The organism is Arthrobacter humicola (assembly GCF_022803015.1).
Classification (GTDB): domain Bacteria; phylum Actinomycetota; class Actinomycetes; order Actinomycetales; family Micrococcaceae; genus Arthrobacter; species Arthrobacter humicola_A.
On record NZ_JAFKON010000006.1, the window covers coordinates 107,813 to 124,152 of the forward strand.

The following is a 16,340-nucleotide window of genomic DNA, read 5'->3' on the forward strand; positions in this document are numbered from 1 at the left end:
GATCCGTTCATTGCGAAGGATCGGCTGCGCGGGGGTCCAAGAGAGTTACTTTACGACGATCGCCAGAACGTCGCGGGCGGAGAGTACGAGGTACTCGGTGCCGCCGGTCTTGACTTCGGTTCCGCCGTACTTGGAGTAGATGACGACGTCGCCGACGGCAACGTCAACGGGAACGCGGTTGCCGTTGTCATCGAAGCGGCCGGGGCCTACTGCAACAACTTCGCCTTCCTGCGGCTTCTCCTGCGCGGAGTCCGGGATAACCAGGCCGGAAGCCGTGGTCTGCTCGGCTTCGAGCGGGCGGACAACAATACGATCCTCAAGAGGCTTAATAGAGACCGACACTCGGACCTCTCCTTTTCGTCAGCAAATTCGTGGACTATGAAGCGGTGATGCCAAGGCGCACAGACCGTCGTCGCGGTGCCGGCAGCGTGCCTGGCGGAACGCGCTTCATGTGTTAGCACCCTCCTAGGGAGAGTGCTAATGACGACTCTATGTAAATGGTTAGCACTCGGTCAAGGCGAGTGCCAGAAATTCGTTCCGGGTGAACATTTCCCCCCATGGGACATGCCCATTTTTTGCTGCGGCCAGAGGACACTTGGGCCTCATGCTCACTGCCCGCGCTGAGCGATGGACATGCCCAACGGATACGGGCCGCCGGATCGGAAATATCCAACGTGCGTGGGCTGCCCGGGAGGACATGCCCATTCTTCGTTGCGGCCAGAGGACACTTGGGCATCATGCTCTGTGCCCCTGCTGAGCGATGGACATGCCCAACGACGGCGGCCGGGCCAGAGGGCCATGCCCATTCTTCGTTGCGGCCAGAGGACACTTGGGCCTCATGCTCTGTGCCCCTGCTGAGCGATGGACATGCCCAACGAGCGTCGGCTACCCGGGAGGAAATGCCCACTCTTGAAGCTCAGCGGTGGACATACCCAACGGGTGCGGGCTACCGGGGAGGACATGTCCATTCGCGGCGCAGGAGGCTGGGCATGTCCCGTGGCCCGTGGCCGTTGGCACTGCCTGGCGGTGCGGGCGCCTGCCCATTAGCCCGCCCATTCGCGCGCCTACTGGCTGGCTACTGGTCTGCGAGGTCGTCGAAGTCCACGTCCTCGCCGTCGTCTTCGTCCGTGTTCTGGCCCTCGTCATTCCGGTGCCGGAACATCAGCACGGCGCCGGCGGCGGCCAGCAGAATGCCGGCGATGAGGAAGACGATGCCGCCGAGCCGGGCCGCGGCATAGGTCTCGCGGATGGCCCTGGCCTCGTCCGTGGCGTCCTGGACGTTCTTGCCGCCGACGGAATACACGGTGGCGTTGAAGGAATCGAGGAAGAAGATAATCACCAAAAGTGCGACGGACACGACGGCGATCACCGCTCCGGCGATCAGCGCCGGTTTTGCGTAGCGGGCCAGTCCCTGCGGGCGCCGGCGCTCCTGCCCGGCGTCGTCGTTGCCGACCGTGTCCTGCCCGGCCGCGTCCGCTGAGATGCTGTCGCCTGTGCCGCTGTCTTCCATGCCATCAAGCCTAGCCCCCGCCGTCCGGTCACAGCGCGCCCGCGGACCTCAACTACGCTGGATGCCATGACTGACGCACCGCAGGAACATATTGCCCCGATCCTCACCCCCGAGGGCTGGGAGCTGCTGGCGTCGTTGGGCCCGTACCGCGAGGACGAGGCCTTCCGCCTCACGGCGTCGCTGCGCAAGGCCGGCCACTCCCCCGAGCTGGTCTCGGCCGTGCTCACCCAGTCCCGGCTGCGGACCAAGGCCGAGGCCAAATTCGGCGAATTCGCCCGGCAGATGATTTTCACCAAGGCCGGCCTGGAACAGGCCACCCGGCTCACGGTGGCGGCACGGCACGCGCAGCGGTTCGCGGAGGCCGGGATCGGCCACGTCGCGGATCTCGGCTGCGGGCTCGGGGCGGACTCCATGGCCCTGGCATCCCTGGACCTGGTGGTCACCGCCGTGGAAATGGACGAGGCCACAGCCGCCTGCGCCACGATGAACCTGATCCCGTTCCGCAATGCCACGGTGGTCCATTCCGATGCCACGTCGGTGTCGCTCGAGGGGGTCGACGGCGTCTGGCTCGACCCTGCCCGGCGCACGACGTCCACCTCGGGTACCAAACGGATCTGGGATCCGGAGGATTTCTCCCCGCCGCTGTCCTTCGTGGAGTCACTCGCCGGCTCCGGCCGCGCCGTCGGCGTGAAGATGGGACCGGGCATGCCGCACGATTCCGTGCCGGCCGGCTGCGAGGCGCAGTGGGTCTCCGTGGGCGGGGACGTGACCGAGGTGGCCCTGTGGTTCAACGCGGTGCGGCGTCCCGGGGTGCGGCGCGCGGCCCTCGTGCTCGGGCCCCTTGGTTCCGCTGAGCTCACCAGCGGCGAGGACTTCGGTGCCGGCCCGGTGGCGCCAGTGGGACCCGTGGAGGGGTACCTGTACGAGCCCGACGGCGCGGTGATCCGCGCCGGCCTGGTGGCCGACGTCGCCCTCCAGCTGGGCGGGCACCTCGTAGACGAGCACATCGCCTACATCTGCGCCCCGGGGCTGCATGACACCCCGTTCGCCAAGGCCTACAGGGTCCTGGAGGTGATGCCGTTCAACGTCAAGGCACTCAAGGCCTGGGTCAAGGATCAAGGCATCGGAGTCCTGGACATCAAGAAGCGCGGTATGGCTGTCACGCCCGAAGAACTGCGCAAGCAACTCCTGCCCGGCGGCAGCGCAAAGCACAAGGACAAGAAAGCAGCCACCCTGGTCCTCACCAGGATCGGTGAGGACCGGGTGGCCGTCTCGGTGGACCCCGTCTAGCCCGCCAGCGGGATCCCACCGGCGCAGTGCCCCGCCGCCGGATCTCAGCGAAGCGGCCGGGCAACTGGGCTACAGGGCTAGTGGGCCACATGGCTACTGGGCCCGCGTGAAGTCCTCGGCTGCCCGGATTTGCTCGTCGGTCGGCCGGACGCCGGTGTACAGCACGAACTGCTCGAGCGCCTGGATCGTGGCGACCTCGGCTCCGGTGATCACGGTCTTGCCGGCCGCGCGGCCGGCCTTGATCAGCGGTGTCTCGGCCGGGAGCGCGACGACGTCGAACACCACCTTGGCGGCGTCGATGGCCTCCTGCGGGAACGGCAGCGCGGCGGCGTCCGGGCCTCCGGCCATCCCGATGGGGGTGACGTTGATGAGCATGTCCGCCGTGCCGGTACCGGACGCCGCAGAACCAAGGTCCGGGCGCCAGGCGAAGCCGTACTGTTCGGCCAGGGCGCGGCCGGGGCCCTCGTTGCGGGCCACGACGGTCACGTCCTTGAACCCGGCATCCCGCAGCGCGGCCACGGTGGCCTTAGCCATGCCGCCGGCGCCCAGGACCAGCACCGAGTAGTCCGTGGGGACTGCATTGCTCTGCAGGAGCTGCTCAATTGCGGTGTAGTCGGTGTTGTACGCCGTGAGCCGGCCTCCGTCGTTGACGATGGTGTTGACCGAGTCGATGGCCTTCGCCGACGGGTCCATGACGTCAACGAGGGCGATCACGTCCTCCTTGTAAGGCATGGACACGGCGCAGCCGCGGATGCCGAGGCCGCGCACCCCGGCGATCGCCTGGGCGAGGTCGGTGGGGGCAAAGGCCTTGTAGATCCAGTTCAGGCCCAGCTGTTCGTACAGGTGGTTGTGGAAGCGCGTCCCGTTGTTGCTGGGCCGGGCCGAGAGCGAGATACACAGGGTCATGTCTTTGTTCAGAATGGGCACAGCTCCATTAAACGCCAGGATCGCTCCGGCTACCCGCAGCCCAACGCGCAACCGCGCGCGCCGTCGCTGACCAGCGATGTTGTGAATACACTCACGCACCAGCGGCAACTTTGACACCGTCCCGGGGCCGCCCCTGCACTAGACTTGGACCACCCGTAGCCCTGCCGGCCGCCCGGCCGGCGCACTGGTGTGTGGGAAATTGCACGTGACACCGCCGGTGCCATGTCCAGAGGCATGTCCGAGGATGTTTGCCGGCGCATTTCCCCGCCAGGACCACGGCCAGCGACAGCAGAACAGTGAAGGGACCACATGAAGATCGAGTTCGCTTCATCAAGGCAGTCGACTCTTGGCGTGGAATGGGAGCTGGCGCTCGTCGACGCCGAGACCGGTGAGCTGGCCTCCGTGGCGAACCAGGTGCTGCGCGGCGTCGCGGCCCGGCATCCCGAACTCAATGAGGACGACGAGCACCCGCACATCAAGCAGGAGCTGCTGCTGAACACCGTGGAGCTCGTCACCGGCATCTGCACCACCGTCGCGGAGGCCAAGGCGGACCTGAGCAGCTCGCTCGCGGCTGTCCGGGACGTGACCGATCCGATGGGCGTGGAGATCTTTTGCGCCGGGAGTCACCCCTTCAGCCCGCCCCAGCTGCAGCCCGTCACGGACAAGGCACGCTACGCCAAGCTCATTGACCGGACCCAGTGGTGGGGCCGGCAGATGGTCATTTACGGCGTCCATGTGCACGTCGGACTGGACAGCCGGGACAAGGTCCTTCCGGTGCTGGACGGCCTGGTCAATTACTTCCCGCATTTCCAGGCGCTCTCCGCGTCCAGCCCGTTTTGGGGCGGCGAGGACACCGGATACGCCTCGCACCGCGCCCTCATGTTCCAGCAGCTGCCCACCGCCGGGCTGCCGTTCCAGTTCGCCAGCTGGGAGGACTACGAGTCCTACGTCCAGGACATGTTCACCACCGGCGTGATTGACACGCTCTCCGAGATCCGGTGGGACATCCGCCCCGTTCCGGCGCTTGGCACCATCGAGATGCGCATTTGCGACGGCCTGGCGACCCTCGAGGACGTCGGGGCGATCGCGGCACTAACGCAGTGCCTTGTCGACGAATTTTCCACCACGCTGGAAAACGGCGGCACCATTCCCACGATGCCCCCGTGGCACGTGCAGGAAAACAAGTGGCGCGCGGCCCGGTATGGCCTGGACGCGATCATCATCCTCGACGCCGACGGCAACGAGCAGCTCGTAACGGAGCACCTGCGCGAGACGCTCAAGCGGCTTGAGCCGGTGGCGGCGAAGCTGGGCTGCAGCGCCGAACTGGCCGACGTCGAGAAGATCATCGAGCGCGGCGCCGGCTACCAGCGGCAGCGCCGGATCGCCGCCGAGCACGGCGGGGACCTGCGCGCCGTCGTCCTGGACCTGGTCAAGCAGATGCGCCAGGGTCCGGACGCCTAGCTCCCGCGGCAGCCGCAACGCAGGCCGCCGGAGCCCCAGGCCGTCCTACCTCCACGCGGACGAAGCCCCAGGCTGTGGCCTCAGGCGGAGACGGTCGTGACCGGCATTGAGGAATCCGGGGCAAAGCCGATCCCGCTCGGTTGCACGCCGGCCATCACCAGTTGCGCCCCGAGCGCGGCCACCATGGCGCCGTTGTCCGTGCACAGCGGCAACGGCGGCACCGTCAGCCGGATGCCGGCCGCACTGCAGCGTTGTTCGGTGAGCTGGCGCAGCCGCGAGTTGGCGGCGACCCCGCCACCCAGGAGGACCTCCGTGATGCCGTTTTCGCGGCAGGCGAGCACCGCCTTGGCGGTGATGACATCCACCACGGCTTCCTGGAAGGCCGCGGCGATGTCTGCCACGGGCACCTCCTCGCCACGGGCCTCGAACTGCTCCACGCAGCGGGCGACGGCGGTCTTGAGCCCGCTGAAGGACCAATCGTAGCGGTGCGGTCCGGGTTCCTCGGCGGTCCCCATGTACTTGGGCTGTGTGAGCCCGCGCGGGAACCGGATGGCTTTGGCGTTGCCCGTGCGCGCGAGCTTGTCGATGGCCGGGCCGCCCGGGTAGCCCAGGCCCAGGAGCCGTGCCACCTTGTCATACGCTTCGCCGGCGGCGTCATCGATCGTGGAGCCCAGCAGCTCGACGTCGTCCGTGATGCTCCGGATCCGCAGGATCTCGGTGTGGCCGCCGGAGACCAGGAGCGCGCCCATATTCTCCGGCAAGGCGTGCGGCCTTGTTTGCGGCGACGGCGCGCCGGCGCCCTGCTGCAGGAGCCCGACGCCGACATGCGCCACCAGGTGGTTGATGGCGTAGAGCGGTTTGCCGGTGGCGACGGCGAGCGCCTTGGCCGCGCATACCCCCACCATGAGGGCACCCGCCAGGCCCGGCCCGGAGGTGACGGCGATCGCGTCGATGTCCGCGAGCGTCACTCCCGCCTCCGCGAGGGCCTCCTCGAGGGTGGGGACGAACGCGTCGAGGTGGGCGCGGGAGGCGATCTCGGGGATCACTCCGCCGAAGCGGACGTGTTCGTCCATGGAGGACGAGACGGTGTTCGTCAGCAGGGTGGTCCCCCGGACGATGCCGACACCGGTTTCGTCGCACGAGGACTCAATGCCGAGCACGAGCGGCTGGGTGCGGTTCATGGTCGGCCTGCTTCCGTTGGCTTGGGGCTGAGCGGTTCACGGGGCAGCTGGAGCCGCATGATCAGGGCGTCGACGCCGTCGCGGTAGTAGCGGGGCCGGACGTGGATCTGTTCGAAGCCGAAGCGCAGGTAGAGCTGCTGGGCCCGGGGGTTGTCCGCCCTGACCTCGAGCAGCACGTCCTGGGCGTGCCGGCGCCGGCTTTCCGCGATCAGCTCGGTGAGCAGGGCAGAGCCGATGCCCTTGCCTTCCTGCTCCGGCACCACGGCGATGGTCTGGACGTCCGAGATCGGTTCGATGCACATGAGCCCGGCATAGCCCACGATCCCGCCGTGGACTTCCGCCACGAGGTAGCGGCGGGTATCCACCTGCGCCAGCTCGTCGTGGAACATCTGCAGCGGCCAGGCATCCACGGGAAAGAGCCGGAGTTCCAGGGCGTGGATGGCGGGGACGTCCGCGGCGTCCATGTCCCGCAGGGTGACCCCGCCGGGCAGCCGGACGGCTCGCTCCGCGCTCACAGGGCACGCTTCCGGGGTCCGGGCACCTGGGCGTCGGATTCGCGCAGGTACAGGGGGGTGGAGTCCAGGAGCTGTTCCCCCGCGGAGAGCCGGGCGAGTGCGAACTGGCCGAGCGAGAGGGCCTCCGGCTGGCGGGTGCTGAATTCCGCGACCGCCTTGACGGCGTCGGAGTAGATTCCTGCCCCGGCACCGTAGACGGGCAGATCCGGCAGGTCCGCGGCGAATCCCACGTGCGGGCCGTCCTCCAGATGCGGCAGCTGGGCATCGGAGAGGGTGTACCGGGCCCAGTACACTTCCTTGCGGCGCGCATCGGTGGCGACAATGAACTCCGCTGCCGAGTCGGTGGATTCGGCTACTTCCAGGGCGATCGCGTCCAGGCTCATGACGCCGTACAGCGGCTTGCCCCAGACAAAAGCGAGGGTGCGGGCCGTGACGATCCCGGAGCGCAGCCCCGTGAACGGGCCGGGGCCGACGCCGGTGACGATAGCGTCGACGTCGTGCCCGCTGACTCCGGCCTCAGCCAGGAGCCCGTCGATCCCCGGGGCCAGGACCTCCGCGTGGGTGCGCGTGTCCTCGGTGGCGAAGCTGGCGAGCACGGATTCCGGCGCATCATCGGAGACCAGGGCGGCGCTGGCGACAGCTGAGGTGTCGATGGCGAGGATCAGCATCAGGGATTCCGTTCCGGGGTCTGGGGCGTGGTCCCGGGCAGGGGCCCGGCGCCGGGCATGGTCTCGGCGCCGGGCAGCGTCGGCGCTTCGGCCCAGCGCGGGCCGAAGCCGCGGATCACGACGGTCCGCGGTTCGTCGTCGTCGTCCGTGTCGAAATCCAGAACGGGACTGGCGCCGGTTTCGGCTGGGGTTTCGGGGGTTTCGGGGGTTTCGGGGGTTTCGGCGGAAGCGGCGGCGCCTCCGAGGGTGCGGTGGAGTTCGACCTCCAGCCGGCTGTCGCTGAGGTGCTCAACCCGGCCGCGGCCCCACTCGACCACCGTCACGGCGCTGTCCATGGTGTTTTCAAGATCGATGTCGTCGATTTCAGCGGCCGACTCCAGCCGGTAGGCGTCCACATGCACCAGGTCCGGTCCGCCCGGCCGGGGTCCTCCGGGCAGGTTGGGGTGGATGCGCACCAGGACAAAGGTCGGCGAGATGATGCCGGCCCGCACTCCCAGGCCCTCCCCCAGCCCCTGCGTGAACGTGGTCTTGCCGGCACCCAGTTCGCCGGTCAGGACCAGCAGATCGCCGGTTTCCAGCACGGCGCCGAGGGCCGCGGCGAGCGCATGCGTCTGCGCCGCCGTGTGGACCTCAAGGCTCCGTTCCCACGCGGGCGCGCTCACGGCCGCTCTTCGCCGGTGGAGGGCTCTTCGTTCAGGTAGCGGCGCGGCACGCGGGGGCTGATCCTGGTGACGATCTCGTAGTTGTTGGTACCGGCGGCCTTGGCCCAGTCATCGGCTGTGGGTCCGCCGTCGGCGCCGTCGCCAAACAGCACTGCCTCGGCGCCGAGGATGCTCGGGCCTCCAGCCGCCACGTGGCGGGGTCCGAGGTCGATCACCATCTGGTCCATCGCAATGCGGCCCACTACCGGATAGTTCACGCCCTCGACCCGGACGGGGCCACCCGTGGCGATGCGCGGCACGCCGTCGGCGTAGCCCAGCGGGATGAGCCCGAGGGTGCTGACACCGTCCGTGCGGTAGTTCAGCCCGTAGGAAACGCCCTGCCCGGCGGGCACGTCCTTGCAGTGCGAGACCACCGTGCGGACCGTCATGGCCGGGCGCAGCCCGAGCTCGGCCGGACTTTGCCCTTCGAACGGCGACAGCCCGTACAGGCCCAGCCCCACGCGGACCAGGTCAAAGTGGGTGTCCGGCCGGGAGAGGGTGGCCGGGGTGTTGGCGAGGTGGCGGACCTCGGGGTCCACGCCGGCGTCCTGGGCGACGGCGAGGACCTGGCGGAACGCGGCGAGCTGCTCGTCGGTTTCGGGCCGTTCGGGTTCGTCGGCGACGGCCAGGTGGGAGAAGATCCCCACGACCCGGAGCAGGCCCTGGTCCTGGTGTTCCATGGCTTCGCCGACCAGGCTGTCCCAGGCATCGAGGGTGGCGCCGTTGCGGCCGAGCCCGGTGTCGACCTTCAGGTGGACGCGGGCGGGCCGTTCCTGCTCGCGGGCCGCGGCCACGATCCGGTCCAGTTCCCAGCCCGAGCAGCCGATGTCGATTCCTGCGGCCACTGCGGCGGCGAAGTTGCTGTCCGGGGTGTGCAGCCAGGCCAGCAGCGGCGCCTCAATCCCGGCGGCGCGCAGGGCGAGGGCCTCGGAGATGTGGGCGACGCCAAGCCAACTGGCCCCCGCGCCGAGGGCCGCGCGGGCCACGTGGACGGCGCCGTGCCCGTAGGCGTCGGCCTTGACCACGGCCATTACCTGCGCGGGTGAGGCCACCGCTGCGATACGGCGGACGTTGTGCCGGATGGCGTCGAGATCGATTACGGCTGAGCGCTCCTCAGCGTGGGCCGGCACTGCCGCCGAACCGGGCAGGAGATCGCCTGTTGCTGCTTGGTAAGTCACCTAACGATTCTAGGCGCGGCGCTGCGGGCCGAATAATCGGGCGGGCCCGGCCACCGCTGGACATGCCCATTCCTCCCCGCGGGACATGCGGAATCTTCACACCCAAGGCCGCGCACAACGGGTCCATGCCCACGCCCCGGCCCCACCGGAGGACATGCCCACTGGTGCCAGCCACGAATCCGGCCGGACCCCCACCGCGGGACATGCCCAATCTTCACGCCCAAGCCCGCGCACAACGGGTCCATGCCCACGCCAAGACCCCACCGGAGGACATGCCCACTGGTGCCAGCCACGAATCCGGCCGGACCCCCACCGCGGGACATGCCCAATCTTCACGCCCAAGCCCGCGCACTACGGGTCCATGCCCACGCCAAGACCCCAGCGGAGGACATGCCCACTGGTGCCAGCCACGAAAGCCCAGCCGCGCCCGCCCGTCTACGCGTCGGACTGGTGGGCGATGGTCGCCGTCGCGCGCCGCTGCGCCTCAGGCGGGACGTCGTGCACGATCTCTTCCAGGAAGCGGTAGCGGCGAAGCCATTGGCTGCTTTGCCGTTCCTTCCGGGCGTTGGCCCGCTGCCACCAGTCGGCAATGTCGCCCCAGCCGGGCGCCGCCAGCGAGCCGCCCACCTCCTGGACGGCCAGGGCGGCGCACAGATTGGCGAAGCGGAGACGGTCTCCCAGCGGCCAGCAGGCCAAGGAGCCGACAATGAAGGCCGCACCGAAGCAGTCACCGGCGCCGGTGGGATCGTAGGCCCGGACCGGCAGGGACGGGACCCACTCCTCCTCCCCCGTTTCCGAATCCACGGCCATGGATCCCTGGGCGCCGAGGGTGACCACCGCCACCGGAACCCGGTCCGCAAGCGAGTACAGGGCGGACCAGGGGTCGTCGCAGCCCGTGAAGTTCATGGCCTCGTGCTGGTTCGGCATGAAAGCGTGGAAATACTTCAGGTGGTCCAGCCGGGTCGAGGACCACGCGCCGGTGGGGTCCCAGCCGACATCGCCGAACAGCTGGACGCCGTTCTTGTGCGCGTCGACAGCCCACGGTTCGAGCTCCTCCCCCAGCTCCGCAACGGCTGCGAGCGCCGGCGGCGGGCATCCGACCAGCTCGGTGGAAGTCACCGGCGCCGGGTGCCCGTGCGTCACCATGGACCGGTCCTTCTCCACGCTCAAGGACACGGTGACGGGCGAATGCCAGCCTGGAACACGCCGGGACAGGGACAGGTCCACGTGTTCCTGGGCGGCCAGAATCTTCCAGTTGTAGTCACCGTAGCCGTCATCGCCGAACACGGCGGCAAGACCGGTCCGCAGTCCCAGCCGGGAGGCGGCGATGGCCTGATTGGCGACGCCCCCGGGGCAGCTGCCCATCCCGTCGCTCCAGATTTCCGTGCCGGGCTGCGGCGCGTGGGGCAGCCCGGTGAAGATGATGTCCTGGAACACGGTCCCGGTCAGGAGCAGGTCGAATCCGTCCGCGGCCGGGCTGCGGACGGCAGAGAGCGGATCAAATCTCCGCGCCGGGGTCGCGTCCATATACGGCACATTACGCCGTACCGCCGTCGAGGGATACCAGGGGAAAGCGGGGCCCAAACCGGCGGGGAACAAGACGGGGAATAGACTGTCCGCATGCGGCTCACGATCGCCGGCGGGGGCGGCTTCCGCGTCCCCCTGGTCTACCGGGCGCTCTCTGCCGGGCCTTTCGCAGGGCTGGTGCGGGAGCTGGTGCTCTACGACGTCGACCCCGCCAGGCTGGCGGCCATCGAGGCAGTCCTGGCCTCCCTCGCCCGGCAGGGCCCGCCGGGTTCCGGCCCGCAGATCCGTGCCGTGTCCTCGCTCCCCGAGGCCTTGGACGGCGCCGACATGGTCTTCGCCGCCATCCGGCCCGGCGGCACCGCCGGCCGGACCGCCGACGAGCGGATCGCCCTGGACCTCGGACTCCTGGGCCAGGAAACCACCGGCGCCGGCGGGATCTCCTACGCGCTGCGCTCCATTCCGCCGATGCTGCGGCTCGCAGAGGAAATGCGGAGCCGCTGCCCCGGGGCGTGGCTGCTCAACTTCACCAACCCCGCCGGCATGGTCACGGAGGCCCTGGTCCCCGTGCTCGGCCCCAAGGTGATCGGGATTTGCGACTCCGCCAGCGGCCTGGTGCACCGCGCGGCGCGGGCCGCCGGCGTCGCGCTGCCCGAGGGCACGCTCGACGGCGTGGGCTACTACGGCCTGAACCACCTCGGCTGGCTGTACCGGCTGGAGGCCGGGGGCCGGGACGCCCTCCCGGCACTGCTCGCGAACCCTGCGGCGCTGTCGGAATTCGAGGAAGGCCGGCTGTTCTCCCCCGGGTTGCTGGCCAGCCTTGGCTGCCTGCCGAATGAATATCTTTTCTACTACTACGACACCGTTCGGGCGGTGGCCGGCATGCGCGCCGCAGGTCAGACCCGGGGGGAATCGATCGCCCGGCAGCAGGCCAAGCTCTATCCCCGGCTGGCTGCCGCCGGAGCCGAGGCTTTTGCGCTGTGGGAGGACGCCCGCAGGTCCCGCGAGGAGGGCTACCTCGCGGAGGCCCGCACCTCGGGCGAACGCCGCGACGAGACCGACCTCGCCGGCGGGGGCTACGAGCGGGTGGCGCTGGCGGCCATGCGCGCCCTCTCTGGCGGCGGCGCGGCGGACCTGATCCTCAACACGCGCAACGCCGTCACCACCGTTGGGTCCGCCGGCCCGGAAGCGGGCGGCGCCGGGTCCGGAGCACAGGTGGTGCCGGCTGTCCCGGGGCTGCCGGCCGACGCCGTCGTCGAAGTTCCGTGCCGGGTGACACCCGACGGCGCCGGGCCGGTCCCGCAGGACCGTCCGGGACCGGCGCAACTGGGGCTGCTGCGGCGCGTCAAGGACGTCGAACGGCTCGTCGTGGAGGCAGCGACGACCGGCCGGCGGGAGGCTGCCCTCGCCGCGTTCGCCAGGCATCCGCTCGTGGATTCGGATGACCTCGCCGGAAAACTGCTGGCCGGCTATGAAGCAGCGTTCCCGGAGCTGGGCCGTCTCTGGCACGGCGGGCCGTAGCTGCCCGTGGGCCTTAACGGCCCGCCAACATCAGCGTCCCGCGGTACCGGGGCCGGAAACCCTACAGCTTTCGGTACATCACGTGCAGGCCCACGTAGCCCAGCTCTGGGTGGTTGAACGCCTCGGGAATGGTCGCGAGCACCTCGAAGCCCATGGATTTCCACGCAGCCACGGCCCGGACATTGCTTTCCACGACGGCGTTGAACTGCATGGCCCGGAAACCGGCGTCGCGCGCGGCGTCGAGTGAATAGGCGCAGAGGGCCCGGGCCAGTCCGCGGCCGGCCTGGGCCGGGTGGACCATGTAACCCGCGTTGGCCACATGGCTGCCGCCGCCGCCCTGGTTGGCGTGCAGCTCGCCGGTTCCAAGGATCGCGCCGGTGTCGGAGGCAACCGCGACGAACGTCCGGCCCGGCGCCTGCTTGAACCAGCGTGCGCGGGCCTCGTCCTCGGCCGTGTCCCGGTCCCAGGTAAAAGTCTCCCCGGACCGGACGACGGGTTCCAGGATCGCCCAGATGCCCGGCCAGTCCTCCGGGCCAGCCTCCCGGATGGTCCAGCCGGCTGCAGGTCCTTGTCCTGTCGTTGTGTTCACAGCGGCCACGTTAGCAGCGCGCCCTGGTCTGCGGACCAGGGCGTGCGGTCCCGTGAACCGGCTGGCACTTCAGGAGTAATGTTTTATCGACATGTATTGGGCAGAAAGAAATGGGCAGAGGAAAGGGGAACCGTGTCGCTGATCCGCCGCGTCGCCTTCCTTTCCCTGCACACCTCGCCCATGGAACAGCCCGGCTCAGGTGACGCCGGCGGCATGAACGTGTACGTCCGGGCGCTGGCAGCGGCCCTCGCCGAGACCGGCGTGGAAGTGGAGATCTTCACCCGGTCCACCTCGGCCACGCAGCCCGCCGTCGAACACCCGTCCCCGGGTGTGTGCGTGCACAACGTCCTCGCCGGCCCGCCCCGGAAGCTGCCCAAGGAGGAGCTTCCGGGGCTGCTGCACAGCATGGTCGCCGAGATCAACCGGATCCGCCAGCTCCAGCCGCACGGCCGGTATGACGTCATCCATTCCCACTACTGGGTCTCCGGGGTGGCCGGGCTGGAGCTCGCGGAGCTGTGGCGGCTGCCCCTCGTCCACACCATGCACACGATGGCGAAGGTCAAGAACCAGCTCCTCGAGTCCGGCGAACAGCCCGAGCCGCGGCGGCGTGAGGACGGCGAGCACCGGATTGTCGACGGCGCCACCCGGCTGATCGCCAATACCGGCACCGAAGCGGCCGAGCTGGTCTCGCACTACAACGCCGACATCGACCACATTGACGTCGCGCCGCCCGGCGTGGACCTGGCCGTCTTCACGCCGGCCTTCAGGAACCGGGCCAGGGCCCAGCACGGCATCGCCCCGGGCAAGTTCCATCTGCTGTTCGCGGGCCGGATCCAGCGGCTCAAGGGCCCGCAGATCCTGATCAAGGCGGCGGCGCTCCTGCGCTCCCGGCGCCCGGACATCGACCTGCAGCTGACCATCCTGGGGGCCGTCAGCGGCGCCAAGGACTTCAACCTCAAGACGCTGATCAGCGCCGCCGGAATGGACGACGTCGCCACCCACCACCCGCCGGTGAACGCCCCGGAACTGGCCGGCTGGTACCGCTCCGCCGACGTCGTGGTGATGCCCTCCTACAGCGAGTCCTTCGGCCTGGTGGCGCTGGAGGCGCAGGCCTGCGGGACGCCGGTCCTCGCCACGAAAGTCGGCGGCCTCTCCCGCGCCGTCCAGGACGGACGGACCGGGATGCTGATCGAGGGCCACAAGGCCAGCGACTGGGCGGATGCCCTCGAGTCGCTCTTCGACGACACCCAAACCCGCACCGACATGGGGCGCGCCGCCGCGATCCATGCCCAGGAGTTCGGCTGGCAACGCACCGCCGCGATTACGCTGGAGAGCTACCACACCGCCGTGAGCCAGTATTTTGGAAGCCTGACCATCCCGGTGGGCCACACACCCTGAACCGGATCCACCCACCCCGACCGCTCCAACCCCGCCCGGCAACACCGGACCGGGACAAACCCGCCGACGCCACGAGCCGAAGGACAACGATGTCTGAGACCACCACTGCCGGGAACAACGTCCCCAGCGACCTGGAAATTGCCCAGCGGGCAGTCATGAAGCCGATCGGGGAGATTGCGGCGGCCGCCGGCATCACCCCGGACGCGCTGGAGCTCTACGGACCCTACAAGGCCAAGATCGATCCTGCGAAGCTGACCGTCGCGGCCGGCGCCCCCGTGCGCGCGCCCGGCAAGGTGGTGCTGGTCTCCGCGATGTCGCCCACCCCCGCCGGCGAAGGCAAGTCCACCACGACGGTGGGGCTCGCGGATTCCCTGGCCCGGGCCGGGCACAGCGTGATGATCGCGCTGCGCGAACCCTCGCTCGGCCCCATCCTGGGAATGAAGGGCGGCGCGACCGGCGGCGGCTACTCCCAGGTGCTGCCGATGGACCAGATCAACCTGCACTTCACGGGCGATTTCCACGCCATCACCTCGGCGAACAACGCCCTCATGGCCCTCGTGGACAACCACATCTTCCAGGGCAACGAGCTCAACATCGATCCGCGCCGGATGACGTTCAAGCGCGTCCTGGACATGAACGACCGGTCCCTCCGGGAGGTCGTGATCGGCCTCGGCGGGCCGGCTCAGGGCACGCCGCGGCAGGACGGCTTCGACATCACCGTGGCCTCGGAGATCATGGCCGTGTTCTGCCTCGCCACGGACCTGAACGATCTGCGCGACCGGCTCGGCCGGATCACGTTCGGCTACACCTACGACCGCCGGCCCGTCACCGTGGCCGACCTGGGCGTCCAGGGCGCCCTGACCATGCTGCTCAAGGACGCGATCAAACCCAACCTCGTGCAGACCATCGCCGGCACCCCGGCGCTGGTGCACGGCGGGCCCTTCGCCAACATCGCCCACGGCTGCAACTCCCTCATCGCCACGCAGACTGCCCGCCGCCTTGCGGACATCGTCATCACCGAGGCGGGGTTCGGCGCGGACCTCGGCGCCGAAAAGTACATGGACATCAAGGCGCGGATGGCCGACGTCGCCCCGTCCGCCGTCGTCCTCGTGGCCACCGTCCGGGCGCTCAAGATGCACGGCGGTGTGCCGAAAGACCTGCTCAAGGAGCCCAACGTGGAGGCGCTGGCCGCCGGCGTGGCCAATCTGCGGCGCCACATCCGGAACGTCGAGAAGTTCGGCATCACCCCGGTCGTGGCGGTCAACAAATTCGCCACGGACACCGCGGAGGAGCTGGACTGGCTGCTTCAGTGGTGCGCCGCGGAGGGTGTCCAGGCCGCGGTGGCCGATGTGTGGGGCCGCGGCGGTGGCGGCGACGGCGGCGACGAGCTCGCGGCGAAGGTGGCGGCCGCGATCGACGCCCCGCACGGCTTCCGGCACCTGTACCCGCTGGAGATGTCCGTGGAGGACAAGATCCGGACCATCGTGCAGGAGATCTACGGCGCCGACGGCGTGGACTTCTCCGTGCCCGCGCTCAAACGGCTGGCCGAGATCGAGAAGAACGGCTGGTCCGGGATGCCGGTGTGCATGGCGAAGACCCAGTACTCCTTCACCGACGACGCCACCCGGCTCGGTGCGCCCAAGGGCTTCACCATCCACGTCCGGGACCTCATCCCCAAGACCGGTGCGGGCTTCATCGTGGCGCTCACCGGCGCCGTGATGACCATGCCGGGCCTGCCCAAGGTGCCGGCAGCGATGCGGATGGACGTCGACGACGCCGGTAACCCGGTCGGCCTCTTCTAACGCCCCCGTTGATCTATCACTTTGGGCTGCCATTCCGGCCCTTTGACCGCTCCAAGTGATAGCGTAACGGGGGTC

The 16,340-nt window shown here is 69.3% G+C and carries 15 protein-coding genes; 5 read left to right on the top strand and 10 right to left on the bottom strand.

The features are described 5' to 3' along the window. Nucleotides 1-45: 45 nt before the first annotated feature. Entirely contained in the window at nucleotides 46-342 is a 297-nt protein-coding gene (gene groES, locus ARTB_RS13270) for a co-chaperone GroES (RefSeq protein ID WP_028275747.1), read from the bottom strand. A 733-nt stretch (nucleotides 343-1,075) separates the two neighbouring features. Further along, complete coding sequence (locus ARTB_RS13275; RefSeq protein WP_243181038.1) at nucleotides 1,076-1,510, bottom strand: hypothetical protein; 435 nt, start codon at nucleotides 1,508-1,510, stop codon at nucleotides 1,076-1,078. Nucleotides 1,511-1,576: 66 nt separating this feature from the next. Between ARTB_RS13275 and ARTB_RS13280 the strand changes: the two genes are divergently transcribed. Next, entirely contained in the window at nucleotides 1,577-2,800 is a 1,224-nt protein-coding gene (locus tag ARTB_RS13280) for a class I SAM-dependent methyltransferase (protein ID WP_243181039.1), read from the top strand. Between the two features lie 93 nt (nucleotides 2,801-2,893). Here ARTB_RS13280 and ARTB_RS13285 read toward each other — a convergent pair whose 3' ends face one another. Continuing rightward, complete coding sequence (locus ARTB_RS13285) at nucleotides 2,894-3,727, bottom strand: shikimate 5-dehydrogenase (protein ID WP_308197240.1); 834 nt, start codon at nucleotides 3,725-3,727, stop codon at nucleotides 2,894-2,896. A 309-nt stretch (nucleotides 3,728-4,036) separates the two neighbouring features. Between ARTB_RS13285 and ARTB_RS13290 the strand changes: the two genes are divergently transcribed. After that, the gene (locus ARTB_RS13290; protein WP_243181041.1) at nucleotides 4,037-5,188 is read left to right on the top strand and encodes a glutamate--cysteine ligase; all 1,152 of its coding nucleotides are present in this window, start codon (nucleotides 4,037-4,039) and stop codon (nucleotides 5,186-5,188) included. 80 nt (nucleotides 5,189-5,268) lie between these two features. Here the strand turns inward: ARTB_RS13290 and tsaD are convergent, their stop codons facing one another. The 6 genes from tsaD to ARTB_RS13320 all read right to left on the bottom strand — a co-directional run bounded on the left by tsaD (nucleotide 5,269) and on the right by ARTB_RS13320 (nucleotide 10,958). Then, nucleotides 5,269-6,369, bottom strand: a complete 1,101-nt coding sequence (gene tsaD / locus ARTB_RS13295; protein WP_243181042.1) for a tRNA (adenosine(37)-N6)-threonylcarbamoyltransferase complex transferase subunit TsaD — start codon at nucleotides 6,367-6,369, stop codon at nucleotides 5,269-5,271. Then, on the bottom strand, nucleotides 6,366-6,833 hold the full coding sequence (gene rimI / locus ARTB_RS13300) for a ribosomal protein S18-alanine N-acetyltransferase (protein WP_243181152.1): 468 nt from the start codon (nucleotides 6,831-6,833) through the stop codon (nucleotides 6,366-6,368). The genes tsaD and rimI overlap by 4 nt, the downstream gene beginning before the upstream one ends. A gap of 47 nt (nucleotides 6,834-6,880) precedes the next feature. Next, complete coding sequence (tsaB, locus tag ARTB_RS13305; protein ID WP_028275754.1) at nucleotides 6,881-7,552, bottom strand: tRNA (adenosine(37)-N6)-threonylcarbamoyltransferase complex dimerization subunit type 1 TsaB; 672 nt, start codon at nucleotides 7,550-7,552, stop codon at nucleotides 6,881-6,883. After that, the gene (gene tsaE, locus ARTB_RS13310; RefSeq protein ID WP_243181043.1) at nucleotides 7,552-8,214 is read right to left on the bottom strand and encodes a tRNA (adenosine(37)-N6)-threonylcarbamoyltransferase complex ATPase subunit type 1 TsaE; all 663 of its coding nucleotides are present in this window, start codon (nucleotides 8,212-8,214) and stop codon (nucleotides 7,552-7,554) included. Before tsaE ends, tsaB begins: the two co-directional genes overlap by 1 nt. Beyond that, a complete protein-coding gene (gene alr / locus ARTB_RS13315; RefSeq protein WP_243181044.1) occupies nucleotides 8,211-9,431 on the bottom strand; it encodes an alanine racemase in 1,221 nt (406 codons plus the stop codon). Before alr ends, tsaE begins: the two co-directional genes overlap by 4 nt. Before the next feature lie 435 nt (nucleotides 9,432-9,866). Next, entirely contained in the window at nucleotides 9,867-10,958 is a 1,092-nt protein-coding gene (locus tag ARTB_RS13320; protein ID WP_243181045.1) for a carbohydrate kinase family protein, read from the bottom strand. Nucleotides 10,959-11,051: 93 nt separating this feature from the next. Here ARTB_RS13320 and ARTB_RS13325 point away from each other — a divergent pair, with 93 nt between their 5' ends. Further along, entirely contained in the window at nucleotides 11,052-12,476 is a 1,425-nt protein-coding gene (locus ARTB_RS13325) for a family 4 glycosyl hydrolase (protein WP_243181046.1), read from the top strand. Nucleotides 12,477-12,537: 61 nt separating this feature from the next. On the opposite strand, the gene ARTB_RS13330 is transcribed toward ARTB_RS13325, so the two are convergent. Further along, nucleotides 12,538-13,065: a GNAT family N-acetyltransferase gene (locus ARTB_RS13330; protein WP_243181047.1), complete on the bottom strand. Its 528-nt coding sequence runs from the start codon at nucleotides 13,063-13,065 to the stop codon at nucleotides 12,538-12,540. Nucleotides 13,066-13,197: 132 nt separating this feature from the next. On the opposite strand from ARTB_RS13330, the gene mshA reads away from it, so the two are divergent. Both mshA and ARTB_RS13340 read left to right on the top strand, forming a co-directional pair. Further along, on the top strand, nucleotides 13,198-14,463 hold the full coding sequence (gene mshA, locus ARTB_RS13335; protein ID WP_243181048.1) for a D-inositol-3-phosphate glycosyltransferase: 1,266 nt from the start codon (nucleotides 13,198-13,200) through the stop codon (nucleotides 14,461-14,463). An 89-nt stretch (nucleotides 14,464-14,552) separates the two neighbouring features. Further along, on the top strand, nucleotides 14,553-16,265 hold the full coding sequence (locus ARTB_RS13340) for a formate--tetrahydrofolate ligase (RefSeq protein ID WP_243181049.1): 1,713 nt from the start codon (nucleotides 14,553-14,555) through the stop codon (nucleotides 16,263-16,265). The last annotated feature ends 75 nt before the right edge of the window (nucleotides 16,266-16,340 follow it).